12 protein-coding genes are annotated in these 13,359 nt (G+C 64.7%); 8 read left to right on the top strand and 4 right to left on the bottom strand.

The genetic code is table 11. The features are described from left to right. Window positions 1-40: 40 nt before the first annotated feature. Together AC3WOG_RS17385 and dacB are read right to left on the bottom strand one after the other, a co-directional pair. Window positions 41-982, bottom strand: a complete 942-nt coding sequence (locus tag AC3WOG_RS17385; protein WP_492579131.1) for a sterol desaturase family protein — start codon at window positions 980-982, stop codon at window positions 41-43. Between the two features lie 200 nt (window positions 983-1,182). After that, window positions 1,183-2,829, bottom strand: a complete 1,647-nt coding sequence (gene dacB, locus AC3WOG_RS17380) for a D-alanyl-D-alanine carboxypeptidase/D-alanyl-D-alanine endopeptidase (RefSeq protein ID WP_492579130.1) — start codon at window positions 2,827-2,829, stop codon at window positions 1,183-1,185. Between the two features lie 339 nt (window positions 2,830-3,168). Between dacB and AC3WOG_RS17375 the strand changes: the two genes are divergently transcribed. From AC3WOG_RS17375 to AC3WOG_RS17350, 6 genes are all read left to right on the top strand, one after another. Next, window positions 3,169-3,831 carry a response regulator gene (locus AC3WOG_RS17375; RefSeq protein ID WP_492579129.1) on the top strand — a complete coding sequence of 221 codons (663 nt, stop codon included), beginning with the start codon at window positions 3,169-3,171 and terminating at the stop codon, window positions 3,829-3,831. Between the two features lie 4 nt (window positions 3,832-3,835). Then, window positions 3,836-5,137, top strand: coding sequence for an ATP-binding protein (locus AC3WOG_RS17370; protein WP_492579128.1), 1,302 nt, complete (start codon window positions 3,836-3,838; stop codon window positions 5,135-5,137). A 146-nt stretch (window positions 5,138-5,283) separates the two neighbouring features. Continuing rightward, on the top strand, window positions 5,284-6,798 hold the full coding sequence (locus AC3WOG_RS17365) for a DegQ family serine endoprotease (RefSeq protein ID WP_492579127.1): 1,515 nt from the start codon (window positions 5,284-5,286) through the stop codon (window positions 6,796-6,798). Window positions 6,799-7,087: 289 nt separating this feature from the next. Next, window positions 7,088-7,585 carry a carboxypeptidase regulatory-like domain-containing protein gene (locus AC3WOG_RS17360; RefSeq protein ID WP_492579126.1) on the top strand — a complete coding sequence of 166 codons (498 nt, stop codon included), beginning with the start codon at window positions 7,088-7,090 and terminating at the stop codon, window positions 7,583-7,585. Between the two features lie 165 nt (window positions 7,586-7,750). Next, a complete protein-coding gene (locus tag AC3WOG_RS17355) occupies window positions 7,751-8,155 on the top strand; it encodes a DUF427 domain-containing protein (protein ID WP_492579125.1) in 405 nt (134 codons plus the stop codon). A gap of 33 nt (window positions 8,156-8,188) precedes the next feature. Next, complete coding sequence (locus tag AC3WOG_RS17350; protein WP_492579124.1) at window positions 8,189-8,941, top strand: SRPBCC family protein; 753 nt, start codon at window positions 8,189-8,191, stop codon at window positions 8,939-8,941. Window positions 8,942-9,076: 135 nt separating this feature from the next. Here the strand turns inward: AC3WOG_RS17350 and AC3WOG_RS17345 are convergent, their stop codons facing one another. Beyond that, entirely contained in the window at window positions 9,077-10,072 is a 996-nt protein-coding gene (locus AC3WOG_RS17345; RefSeq protein WP_492579123.1) for a helix-turn-helix domain-containing protein, read from the bottom strand. 164 nt (window positions 10,073-10,236) lie between these two features. On the opposite strand from AC3WOG_RS17345, the gene AC3WOG_RS17340 reads away from it, so the two are divergent. Next, the gene (locus AC3WOG_RS17340; protein ID WP_492579122.1) at window positions 10,237-10,869 is read left to right on the top strand and encodes a cysteine hydrolase family protein; all 633 of its coding nucleotides are present in this window, start codon (window positions 10,237-10,239) and stop codon (window positions 10,867-10,869) included. Window positions 10,870-11,040: 171 nt separating this feature from the next. On the opposite strand, the gene AC3WOG_RS17335 is transcribed toward AC3WOG_RS17340, so the two are convergent. Then, a complete protein-coding gene (locus AC3WOG_RS17335; RefSeq protein ID WP_492579121.1) occupies window positions 11,041-11,709 on the bottom strand; it encodes a TetR family transcriptional regulator in 669 nt (222 codons plus the stop codon). Window positions 11,710-12,135: 426 nt separating this feature from the next. Between AC3WOG_RS17335 and AC3WOG_RS17330 the strand changes: the two genes are divergently transcribed. Further along, the gene (locus AC3WOG_RS17330) at window positions 12,136-13,359 is read left to right on the top strand and encodes an efflux RND transporter periplasmic adaptor subunit (protein ID WP_492579120.1); all 1,224 of its coding nucleotides are present in this window, start codon (window positions 12,136-12,138) and stop codon (window positions 13,357-13,359) included.

Here is a 13,359-nt window from a genome sequence, read left to right as displayed (position 1 = left end):
CCCGCCGCGTCGGCGGCGTGGCGACAGCTTACAGAATCTTCTACGGCCTGCGCGATGTTCGAAACGCGGCCGTATGGTTGTTTTCATTCACGTTGGTAGCGCCGCCCAATACCCCTGACCCGGCGGCGCGACGCGCGTGATAGTCGGCAGCCCAAGCGGGCGGCGCAAACAGCGCGCGCAGCTTATTGCGCCGGCCACGCACGCTCGCGAAATCGGCGGCCATCGACGCCCATTCGTGAAACGTCGCCTTCAGCGGGTTGTACGTGTGGAGCGGCTCGACGATGCCGTACACCGCTGCATCGTGCGGATCTTCCTCGACGTAGCTACCGAACAGACGATCCCAGATCACCAGCACGCCAGCGTAATTGCGGTCGATATAGCGGTCGTTGCGCGCGTGATGCACACGGTGAATCGACGGCGTATTGAACACGTACTCGAGCCAGCCGAGCTTGCCGATCGCCTGCGTATGCACGAAAAACTGGAAACCGAGATTGATCAGCACGATCGCGACGATCTGCTTCGGCGGAAAGCCGAGCACGGCGAGCGGAATCCAGAACAGCCACATGCCGGCGACCGGATACATCAGGCTCTGGCGGAACGCAGTCGAAAAATTCATCCGCTCCGACGAGTGATGCACGACATGCGCGGCCCACAGCCAGCGCACCCGGTGGCTGCAACGGTGAAACACGTAATAGAGCAGATCCTGAGCGACGAACAGTACGACGAACGAGACCCAGCTCGCCTGCCACGTATAGACGCGGTAGCGATCGTAAAAAAACGCGTAGACGGGGATGATCGCGAGCCACGCGAGCTTGTCGGCGGCTTGCTGCATCAGCGCGAGCGCGGCGTTGCACAGCGTGTCGCGCCAGCTATAAAGCTGCGCGCCCGGGCGCGTGCGCCGCAGGTGCCACGCCTCCCAGCCGATGCATGCGAGAAAGACTGGCGCCATGGCGAGCAGCAGCAATTCGGCATCGAATTGCATTGTGTCTTCCTCCGTGGTCCCTGGCCGCTGCGCTTGCCGCGGCGGACGTTGTCGTTATCGTTTGATGGGGTCCCCTTGGGAGACCGTAACCGGCGCGCCGCTCGCGCGCCACGCATTGCGTGTTCCGCGCGCATCAAACACTGCCCGACAGCGTACACGTTTGGACGCGTTGCCGCGCGCGGCTTCGCTAGAAGGAATCCTCAATGGGCTCCGCGCTTGTGCGGGTTTTTCCTGAGCTTGTTGCGCGGTTCCTCGACGGCGTCCGCAACCTTGGTGAAACCCTGAGCCGGTCCCCGATACACCCATTCGAGCAATGCGTCGTGCGCGGCGCGCGCCGCCTCCGAATGAGGATCGTTGATCAGGCTGACCACGACATAGCTGTTGCCATCCGCCGAAGCGACATAGCCCGCGATCGCCCGCACGTCGCGCAGCGTGCCGGTCTTGATGTGTGCGTTGCCCCCCGCGCCCTGGTTGGTCAGACGGTGGCGCATGGTGCCGTCGACGCCCGCAATCGGCAGCGACTCGACGAACACCTGCGCCACCGGGCTCGCATTGGCCCGCTGCAGCAGATCGGCAAGCGCGAGCGCGGTAATGTGCTCGTCGCGCGAGAGGCCCGAGCCGTTGTCGAGCGTCAGGTATTCCATGTTGATGGCGTCGCGGCGCAGAAATGCCTCGATCGCGCGCGCCGATTTGGCCGACGTGGCGGGCGGCTTTTCTTCCGTCGCGCCGATCGTCAGGTACAGGTTGCGCGCCATTGTGTTGTTGCTGAACTTGTTGATGTCGCGAACGATGTCGGACAGCATCGGCCCCTGGTGGGTAGCGATCAGGCGCGCGCCGGTGGGCACCGGGCCTTCGCGGGTCGCGCCGCTGAAGGTGCCGCCGGTTTGCTGCCACAGTGCGAGGAAGCCGCCCGCGAAGAACGCGGAGTGATCGAGCACGGCAACGTTGATCGTGCGCGGGCCGCAGCGCACCGAGTAGTCGCCGGTGAACGACGCCACCACCTTGCCGTCTGGCTGCGGCGTAACGCTCGGCGAGACGGACGCCGCGTCGCCGCGGCACGGGCCGTTGATTGCGTGCATCTGATTGTCGATCTGCAACTGCGCGAGCGCGGGCAGCACGTCGATGGCGACGCTGCCATCAGTCGACGGCGTCAGCGTGAACGACAGCGACTTGAACGCATACAGCAGTGGATCGGGGCCGACGTTGTACGGCGCGGTGGCATCGTCGTCGAAGGGCGGCAGGTCGCGCGTCGAGGCGTCGAAGTAGTGCTTGTCGAGCACCAGGGCGCCGTCGATGCCGGTGATACCCGCCTTGTGGATCTTCTGCACGAGATCGATCAGTTCTTCGGGCACGAGCTTCGGATCGCCCGTGCCTTGAATGTACAGATTGCCGTGCAGCACGCCGTTGCCGTCGAGCGTGCCGTCAGAGTAGGCGCTCGTGCGCCAGCGATAGTCCGGACCGAGTATCGACAGGCCGGAGTAGGTGGTGACGAGCTTCATCGTCGAGGCGGGCATCATCGGCTTGCCGGCGTTCAGCGCGACGATCGGCGTGCGGTCGCCGACCTTTTCGACCACTACGCTGATCGACGACAAGGGCACGTGCGCGCGCTGCAAGCCGACCATCACGGGCTGCGGCAGGACCGTGCTGACGTTGACGCTCGGATGCTTTGCCTTGACGCGAGCCTGCGCGGACAACGGCAGCGCCGTGCCGCAGGCGAGTGCGGCGCAGGCGAGCAGCAACGCCGCCGTGCGCGGCGCGAAGCGGCGGGGCGTGAGATCGGCAGTGGAAGAGCGGAGCGGGCGCGGCGCTATATGGCGTGCAAGAGAAGTCAGGAAAGCATGCTTCATGGACGGGCTGGGCGAGCGAAAGAGGGACGGGCGAAAAAGCAGGATTTCAGGGCGTAGGGCACGCGGCAATTCAAAGTGTGCTGATGCATCGCATGACCCGTCCGGGCAGTGGTTTCGTCGCGCGCTCGCGAGTGTGGCATCGATCGATCATGCAAACGCGGCGGCGCATTTACGCATCCCGCATACGCAGCGGAGCGAACCACGAATCCGGCCGCGCGACGCAAAGCGCCCATTGTAGAGACATGCCGCTGCGCTGCGGTGAAAAAGCGTCGCGCGACGCGCACGTCAGGGCCGGGCGCTAGAATGCGGCATCATCAAACGATTCAGGACCGTACTGCCATGCGCATATTGCTAGTCGAAGACGACCGGATGATCGCCGAGGGTGTGCGCAAGGCGCTGCGCGGCGAAGGCTTCGCGGTCGACTGGGTGGAAGACGGCGAAGCGGCGCTTAGCGCGGTGGCCGGTGAACCTTACGATCTGGTGCTGCTCGACCTCGGCCTGCCCAAGCGTGACGGGCTCGACGTGCTGCGCACGCTGCGCGCGCGCGGTCACGCGCTGCCGGTGCTGATCGTCACCGCGCGCGACGCGGTCGCCGATCGCGTCAAAGGACTCGACGCCGGCGCCGACGATTACCTCGTCAAACCTTTCGATCTCGACGAACTCGGCGCTCGCATGCGCGCGCTGATTCGCCGGCAATCGGGCCGCAGCGATTCGACCATCCGCCACGGTACGCTGACGCTCGATCCCGCGTCGCACCAGGTCACGCTAGACGGCGCGCCGGTCGCATTGTCGGCACGTGAATTCGCGTTGCTCGAAGCGCTGATCGCGCGGCCGGGCGCCGTGCTCTCGAAGAGCCAGCTCGAAGAAAAAATGTACGGCTGGGGTGAGGAAATCGGCAGCAACACCGTCGAGGTCTACATTCACGCGCTGCGCAAGAAACTCGGCGCGGATCTGATTCGCAACGTACGCGGTCTCGGCTACATGATCGCGAAGGACGCCTGAGCCGATGCGTTCGATTCGCCGTCAATTGTTGTTCTGGCTGCTGGCGCTGGTGTTGCTCGGCGTCGGCATTGCGGGTTGGCTGATTTACCGGCAGGCGCTTGCCGAAGCCAACGAACTGTTCGATTACCAGCTGGAGCAGATCGCCGCGGCGCTGCCGTCGGAACCGTTCTCACAAGTGCTCGGTTCGCGCGACACCGGCGACGAAGGCATCGTGCTGCAAATCTGGAATCGCAACGGCGTGCTGATGTACTACTCGCGTCCGCGTGCGCCGCTCGCGCCGCGCGCCGAACTCGGCTTTTCGACCGAGCATACCGACCGTGGCGATTGGCGCGTGTACGGCGCGATCGTCGGCGATAACGTCGTGCAACTGGCGCAGCCGGTTTCCGTGCGCAACCGGCTGGCGGCGAACGTCGCGCTGCGTACCTTGTGGCCGTTGATCGTGCTGCTGCCGCTGATGGGCCTCGCGGTGTGGATGATCGTCGGGCGCGGACTCAGGCCGTTGCGGCGCGTGACCAGCGCGCTCGACGCGCGTCACCCCGAAGCGCTGGACCCGCTGCCCGATCAGGGTTTGCCGCTCGAAGTGCAGCCGCTCGTGCGGGCCTTGAACGGCCTGCTCGAGCGGCTCGCCACCGCGCTCGACATTCAGAAAGCGTTCGTCGCCGATGCCGCGCACGAGCTGCGCACACCGCTCGCCGCCGTGCAGATTCAATCGCAACTGGTGGCGCGCGCGAAAGACGACACCGCGCGCAGCGAAGCGCTCACCGATCTGCAAGCCGGCGTTACGCGCGCGACGCGTCTTGCCGAGCAGTTGCTGGCGCTCGCGCGTTCGGAGCCGGACGGCCTTACCGTCAGCGACACGATCGATCTGCGCGCGCTGCTGCAAGAGTGCGTCGTGGCTTACGCGCCGCTTGCGCAAAATCGCGGCGTCGATCTCGGCATCGACGCGAGCGAAGCGGCCACGCTGCTCGGCGACGCTGAAGCGCTGCGCGTGATGTTCAACAACCTGGTGGACAACGCAACCAAGTACACGCCGCACGGCGGCCGCGTCGACGTCAGCCTCCATGTGGAAGACGGCCGCCCGGTGGTGCGGATCGCCGATAGCGGGCCGGGCATCGAGCCGTCCGAGCGCGATCGCGTGTTCAATCGCTTCTATCGCGCCGGCCCCGGCGCGAACCGCGCGCGCACCGACGTGGCGGGCAGCGGCCTCGGCCTCGCGATCGTGCGGCGCATCGCCACCCAGCATCATGCGCAGGTGACGCTCGACGAATCGCCGGCGGGCGGATTGCAGGTCGCCATCCGCTTCTGAACGTACAGCTTCCTGTAGGGAAAGCGACTTAAAACAGCCTTAAAAACCGGGTTAAAGCGATCTCGCGCTGCTTAAGACTCTTTTAAGCGATCCCACGTACGCTTCGAGACATTCAGGAGCCTCTTTCTCCCAGTCAGGAGTACACGATGAACGCGAAAACCTTGTCCCGCAGCGCGGTTGCCATCGCTGTCGCCGTTGCGCTGTCCGCCGGTTATGTGGCAGGACATCGCGACGTCCCCGCGCCCCAGGTCATCACGCCGGCGCAAGCCGCGATGATGCCCGCCGAAGCCGCCGCGAAAACCGGCATCCCCGATTTCTCCGGGTTGGTCGAAACCTACGGCCCGGCTGTCGTCAACATCAGCGCGAAGCACGTGGTCAAGCAGGCCGCTTTGCGTGGCAATGGCGCCGGCAACGGCGGCAGCAATCAGTTGCCGATCGATCCAAGCGATCCGTTCTACCAGTTCTACAAGCACTTCTTCGGCGGCATGCCGGGCATGCAAGGCGGCGACGGCGGCGATGCGCCGGACCAGCCGAGCGCGAGCCTGGGCTCGGGGTTCATCGTCAGCAATGATGGCTATATCCTCACCAACGCGCACGTGGTGGACGGCGCGAACGTCGTGACCGTGAAGCTGACCGACAAGCGCGAATTCCGCGCCAAGGTGGTCGGTGCGGACAAGCAGTCGGACGTCGCCGTATTGAAGATCGACGCGAGCAACCTGCCGACCGTGAAGATCGGCGACCCGCGTCAAAGCAAGGTCGGCCAGTGGGTCGTCGCGATCGGCTCGCCTTACGGTTTCGACAACACCGTGACCTCGGGCATCATCAGCGCGAAGTCGCGCTCGTTGCCTAACGAAAATTACACGCCGTTCATCCAGACCGACGTGCCGGTCAATCCGGGCAACTCGGGTGGCCCGCTGTTCAATCTGCAAGGCGAAGTGATCGGCATCAACTCGATGATCTACTCGCAGACCGGCGGCTTTCAGGGCCTTTCGTTCGCGATCCCGATCAATGAAGCGATCAAGGTCAAGGACGATATCGTCAAGACCGGCCACGTGAGCCGCGGACGTCTCGGCGTCGCGGTGCAGGGCATGAACCAGACGCTGGCCGATTCGTTCGGGATGCAGAAGCCGCAAGGCGCGCTCGTCAGCTCGGTCGATCCGGGTGGCCCGGCCGCCAAGGCCGGTTTGCAGCCGGGCGACGTGATCCTGTCGGTGAATGGCGAGCCGGTTGGCGATTCGTCGGATCTGCCGTCGCAGGTCGCCGGTCTCGCGCCGGGCAGTTCGGCCACTGTGCAGGTGTGGCGCGACAAGGCGACCAAGGATCTGAAGGTGACCATCGGTTCGCTGTCGGATGCGAAGGTGGCCTCGGACAAGGCCGATCAGCCGACGCAGTTGCAGGGGCGTCTCGGTGTGGCGGTGCGGCCGCTGACGCCGGAAGAGAAGAACGGCGCGTCGGTGTCGCACGGTCTGCTGGTGCAGCAATCGGGCGGTGCGGCGGAAAGCGCCGGCATTCAGCCGGGCGACGTGATTCTGGCGGTCAACGGCCGGCCGGTGACGAGCGTCGATCAGTTGAAGCAGATGATCGCCGGCGCCGGTAACAGCATCGCGTTGCTGATCCAGCGCGACAATGCGCAGATCTTTGTGCCGGTCGACCTGGGCTGATTTCGCCTGATTTTTGGCTTGGGTTTTGGCTTGAGTCCTGGCCGATTCCCCGGCCGCTTCGGCCAGGGTTTGAAGTAACGCTTGCCGGTCTGTTGCACTTACTGCTGACAGAGCGGCTTTCTTTTACCGCTTCAGGCGCCGTTGATCATCGCGCTGAGCCCGGCGCGGCGCGGCGAAGCAGCGGTTCCCGCACGGGGTAACCGGCTCTCTGGCACGTAGGTTGCATCTGCGTCTATCAGGACCCACCGAGGGCACGGGACGGTAAGAACCTTAAAAAGGGAGCGAACCGATGAAAAACCAACACATTCAGCAAAGGATCGTAGCCGCTGCGGTATGCGCAGCGCTCACGCTCGGTCTGGCGGGCGGCGCCTATGCGCAGCAGGCGAGCGAGGTGGCAGGCGGCACGACCACAGACGAAACCAGCGCCGGCAACGCCAACGGCGGCGGTCTGCCGCAAATTCAGCAGCAGGGCGACGTATCGTTCGTGTCGGGCGGCGTCGGTCTCGACGAATCGAAGGCGCTGCAGCAGGCGCAAAGCCACTGGCCGCTGTCGTTGCAGTTTACGGGCCCCGGCTCCGACTTTCTCGCCGACGTCCGCGTGCGGGTGGTCGATGCGCACAACGGCGAGGTGCTGAACACCACGTCGCGCGGGCCGTACATGCTGGTCAAGCTGCGCCCGGGCCGCTACAGCGTTCACGCGCAATACAAGGATCGCGACCAGACCAGGGCGGTGACGGTCCCGGCCAAGGGCAGCGCCCGGGCCGCGTTCTACTGGAATATCCAGTAATCGCCTGGTCTTCCTGACTTTTCGTTAGGCGGATCGCGTCGCGACGTGCAGGAAGGCTGCGCAATCGGCGGAGTTTGGCCGATAATGAAGCCACGGGTGCGCCCCGTGGCTTTTTTGTTTGCATGAGCTTGTTGGCATGAGCGCCCACCATCACGGAGCCGAGACATGAGCGATGCCTTGACACCTCACGGAAGTCCCGGCCCGGACGCCGGCGCAAGCTCGGGCGCGCACGCCATCGTCATTACCGGCAACCGCCACCGGGTCCGCGTGATTCACGGCGGCGTCACGGTGGCCGACACGCAAGCAGGCTTGACGCTCACCGAAACCGGTCTGCCGGACGTGTTCTATTTTCCGCGCGCCGACGTGAACATGGCGCGGCTCGAACGGTCCACGCATACCTCGCATTGCCCGTTCAAGGGCGATGCTTCGTACTTCCATTTGCGCACCGAAGACGGCCGGATTGAAAACGCCGTGTGGAGTTATGAGACGCCGCTCGAAGCGGTGCAACAGATTAAAGGGTATGTCGCGTTTTACGCATCGCGCGTCGACCGCATCGATCAGACGTCCTGATCCCGCTGTCGCGCGTTCATCGGGGAGGCTGCCATGGAACTGAACGACGCGTTAAGGATTCCGCTCGCGCCGACCGATGTTTGGGACGCGCTGCAGGACCTCGCTTTGTTGCGTGCCAGCCTCGATAACTGCGACTCGTTCACGCGGCTCAGCCACGGCGAATATGCGCTGACAATGACCGTGCCGCTCGGGCCTTTGCGCGCGCGTTACGAAGCGCGCGCCCATATCGCCGGCCAGGATTCCGGACCGGCGGACGCGCAGCGCCGCACCATCAACTTCAAAGCCCGCGCCGAAGGTATCGGCTCGCTGCGCGGACAGATCGAAGTAAAGTTGCGCGCGGAAGATGCCGCGCACGGCATCGGCAGGGAGCGCGGCACGCGGATCGATTACACGATCTGGGCGACGTCGTCCGGGCCGCTCGCCGAACTGCCCACGCGCCAGCTCGAAAACGCGCTGCATCAGCTTGCCGATGACTTTTTCACCGAATTCGGCGCTGTCGTGAGGGCCAAACATGGGCAAGGGCCGAACCGCGCGCGCGGTTCTTCGGCGCGCCGTCAGCATGTCTTTTTACGGCCGATCAATCTCAGCGGCATCGCGCGGCGCCCGCGCCCGCACGATCTTGGCAATACGCTGACCGGACGCGCCGCGAGTGCGTCGCACGGCGTCTCGGATGGTGTTTCGCATCGCCAGCCCAGTCCGCATGCGGTGCCGAACTGGGCGTGGGCGGCGATGATTTTTCTGGTCGCGCTGCTGTTGTATGTGGCGCGCTGGGTCAGCGAGCACTGACGGCGCGGCTAGACTCGCCGGCGCGTTGCTGTCGCGTGGGCGCTACTACGAAATCTCGGTGATCCACTACGAAACGGTGTTGGCTGCGCGGAGCGCTGTACGCCCTCATATGCTTTCGCACGCCGTCACACACCCTCACACGCCGCGAAATTCCCGTCGCCATGCGGAAGGCGAAGTGCGGAACGCCTCCGCGAAATGCTGCCGTAACGAGGCCGTCGAGCCAAAGCCCGCGATCCCCGCAATTGCTTCGACCGACTCGTCGGTGCTCTCCAGCAATTGCTGCGCGCGGGCGAGCCGTTGCGACAGCAGCCACGCGCCGACGGTCGTGCCGGTGGCGAGCCGGAAGCGTCGCGTGAAGGTGCGGCGGCTCATCAATGCGTGCTCGGCCAGCGTGTCGAGCGTGTGCGGCGCGTCCAGATTCGTGCAGACCCAATCGAGCAGGCCTGACAACCGGTCGCCGCGCACGTTCGGCGGCACCGGCTGCTGGATGTATTGCGCCTGGCCACCCTGCCGATGCGGCGAGACCACCAGTCGGCGCGCCACATAGTTCGCAGCCTGCGCGCCGCACATCTTGCGCAGCACGTGCAGACAGCAGTCAAGGCCGGCGGCAGTGCCCGCCGACGTCAGTACGCGGCCGTCGTCGACGTAGAGCACGTCGGGGTCGAGGCGCACGCGCGGATAGCGGCGCGCGAAATCGTCGGCCCAGGCCCAGTGGGTGGTCGCCGGCCGGTCGTCGAGGATGCCGGCGGCGGCCAGCACGAATGCGCCCAGACATAGGCCGACCAGCCACGCGCCACGTGCGTGGGCGGCGCGCAATGCGTCGAGCAGGGCCGCGGGCGGCGCTTCGTCCGGATCGCGCCAGCTCGGCACGATGATCGTCTGTGCGTCGGCGAGCGCTTCGAGCCCGTGCGTGACGGCGATCGAGAAGCCCACGGTGGTGTTCAGCGCGCCCGTCTCAGCGGCGCAGACGCGAAAATCGAAGACCGGCACGTCGCCGCCGCTGCGGTCCTCGCCGAAGACGACGCAGGGCACCGAAAGATGGAACGGGCTGATGCGGTCGAACGCGACGACCGCGATGACGTGGCGAGGCGCGGCGGCCACCTCGGCTGAAGGAGAGATCGGTGTCGTCATCTGCCGGCCCAAGAAATTCAATGATGGCCCGATTCTAGCGAATCTTGTCATTCGGGTCACTGTCGGGAAAGCGGCCGCAAGCGAACAATGCAGTCATCGCTGCTGCTTCCGAAGCGCCCATCCCGGGCCACGCAGCGCGAGCCGTATCCGACAGGAGTCTTGCCATGGCCACACCACGCCGCGCGCTGATCGTCATCGATGTGCAGAACGAATATGTGACCGGCGATCTGCCGATCGAATACCCGGATGTGCAAACCTCGCTTGCCAACATCGGCCGCGCGATGGATGCGGCGCGCGCCGCCGGCGTGCCGGTGGTGGTCGTGCAAAACTTCGCGCCGGCCACCTCGCCGCTGTTCGCGCGCGGCAGCGCGGGCGCGGAACTGCATCCGGTGGTGGGTTCGCGCGCGCACGATCACTATATGGAGAAGTCGCTGCCGAGCGCCTTCACCGAGACCGATCTGGCCGACTGGCTCGCCGCGCAACAGATCGACACGCTGACGGTAGTGGGGTACATGACGCACAACTGTGACGCCTCCACCATCAATCACGCATTGCACTCGGGACTCGCGGTCGAATTCCTGCATGACGCGGCGGGCTCGGTGCCGTACGAAAACAGTGCGGGCTTTGCGAGCGCGCAGGACATTCATCGGGTATTCAGCGTCGTCTTGCAGTCGCGCTTCGCGGCGGTGGCGAGCACCGAGCAATGGATTGCGGCGGTGAAGGGCGGGTTGCCGCTCGAACGCGGCAGCATCTACGCTTCGAACCAGAAAGCGCGGGCGAGCCAGGCTGCGGCTTGAAGCGCTAACCCGGCAGTGACCCCATAGCGGCATCCATATAGCAGGACGCGTAAACGGAAACGGGCGGGTTGCGCGAATGCGCACCCGCCCGCCGTCCGGAACCCGCCCTATCTATCTATCTATCTATCTATCTATCTATCTATCTATCTATCTATCTATCTATCTATCTATCTAGCCAGCTGACTGACCGGATCGCCGCGCCGCATGGCCCTTGCGCAGCGCCGGGCTCAGCCGCAACGCATCGATCATCCCTTCGACCATCTGTTCGGCATGCGTGCCGAAATCGGTTGCATCCGGCAGGAGCAGCATGTCGCGCAGCGAACCGCCGACGAACGCATGCACCATCGTCGCCGCCAGCTTCGTATCGAGATCGGCCGGCATTTGCCCTTTGGAGATCGCGTTGCGCAGGCCGCCTTCGATCTTCGCGAGCCCTTCGCGCATGTTGGTCTGATAGCGGACCATCACCGGGCCCATCTCTTCGACGAGCTCGCACTTCAGAAACAGGATGTCGAACACGCGCCGGCGGCGCGGGTCGTTGGCGGTGTCGCGCAGGCAGACAATGCAGATTTCCATCAGGCGCCCGAGCGGATCGGGCTCGTTGGGATCTTGCGTGGCGGCTTTGAGTTCGTCGAGCGGCAGCAGCACGCGGTCGAACATCTCGGTGAACAGCTCGCTTTTATGCGCGAAATGCCAGTAGATCGCACCGCGCGTGACACCGGCCGCCTGCGCGATGTCGGCGAGCGACGTGCGCGATACGCCCTTCTCGAAGAACACCCGTTCGGCTGCGTCGAGAATGCTGTTGCGCGTCTCCTGCGCCTCTTCTTTGGTTCTTCTGACCATGTGGTGTGATCTATCTTGATTGTGGGGTTTTCCCGAGCGTTTTTAAGTACACCCGATGACAATCCATCTACGGTTAAGCATTTTACGAAGCGATCTTGCGGGTCCCTGCCCGTAAGAGATGTAAACCCACTTTTACATGCATTCGTGAATGTATATATAATAGCATCCCACGATCGGATAGCCCAAGCCGGGACGACCGGTTAATATCCGTCACTGTTGCCTTTCAAAACGGTATTGCGCCGTGCCCGGACGGGCGGCTCGTGCGGCATTTCCCCGGTATGGCGCATTTCGCTCAGGATGCCCCCGCAGGTTCGGTTTGCACCAGTGGGCTCCGGTCAAGCGTCGCAAGACGCATGTGTGCGCTGCTGTCCGCGGGGTAGGGATGCGCGCACTTTTTCATTCTCAGTCATTGACAGAGGTCGCTCCATGCGCGTCGAACGGGTTCCATTCCGCTTAATCAGTGCCGCGACGGCTGCCGTATTGCTGGCAGCGTGCGGACCAAAACAATCGGCCCCGCCGCAACAAACCCCCGAGGTTGCCATCGTCACGGTCCAGCCGACAACTGTGCCGGTCACCACCGAATTGCCGGGCCGTACCAATGCGTTCCTGGTGGCGCAGGTGCGTGCGCGGGTCGACGGCATCGTGCTGCGCCGCGAATTCACCGAAGGCAGCCAGGTCAAGGCCGGCCAGCGTTTGTACAAGATCGATCCGGCGCCTTATATCGCGGCGCTGAACAGCGCCAAGGCGACGCTTGCCAAGGCTCAGGCGAATCTCGCCACGACCACCGCGCAGGCAAACCGCTACAAGGTGCTGGTCGCGGCCAACGCAGTCAGCAAGCAGGATTACGACAACGCTGTCGCAGCGCAAGGACAGGCCGCGGCAGACGTGGCTTCGGGCAAGGCAGCGGTCGATACGGCGCAGATCAATCTCGGCTATACGGACGTGACGTCGCCGGTGACCGGTCAGGTCGGCATTTCCCAGGTCACGCCGGGCGCGTATGTGCAGGCGAGCGCGGCGACGCTGATGTCGACGGTCCAGCAACTCGATCCGGTCTATGTGGACCTGACCCAATCGAGCCTCGACGGGCTCAAGCTGCGCCGCCAGGTACAGGAAGGGCGTCTGAAGACGAACGGCCCGGACGCGGCGAAGGTCACGCTGATCCTCGAAGACGGCCGTACCTATTCGGAGCAGGGCAAGCTGCAGTTCACCGACGTGACGGTCGACCAGGGCACCGGTTCGGTCACGATCCGGGCGATCTTCCAGAACAAGGACCGCGTGCTGCTGCCGGGCATGTTCGTGCGTGCGCGCATCGACGAAGGCGTCAACGACAAGGCAATCGTCGTGCCGCAATCGGGCATTACGCACGATCCGAAGGGCCAGCCGACCGCGCTCGTTGTCGACGCGCAAAACAAGGTCGGGGTGCGCCAGCTTGTCACCTCGTCGACCTACGGTTCGAACTGGGTGGTCGAGAGCGGCTTGAACCCGGGTGACCGTGTGATCGTGCTCGGCACTGACAAAGTACGTCCGGGCATGACGGTCAAGACGGTCCCCGCGCCATTGCCAGCCTCCGGCGCAGCTGCTCAGGAAGCGCCGGCGGCGAGCGGTGCACAGATGGCGCAGGCTGCCTCCGCTGCATCGGCCGCGAAATAA

Source organism: Paraburkholderia sp. FW306-02-B (assembly GCF_058782725.1).
The sequence above is the reverse complement of the archived record's forward strand: the minus strand, read 5'-3'. Positions and strand labels throughout refer to the sequence as shown.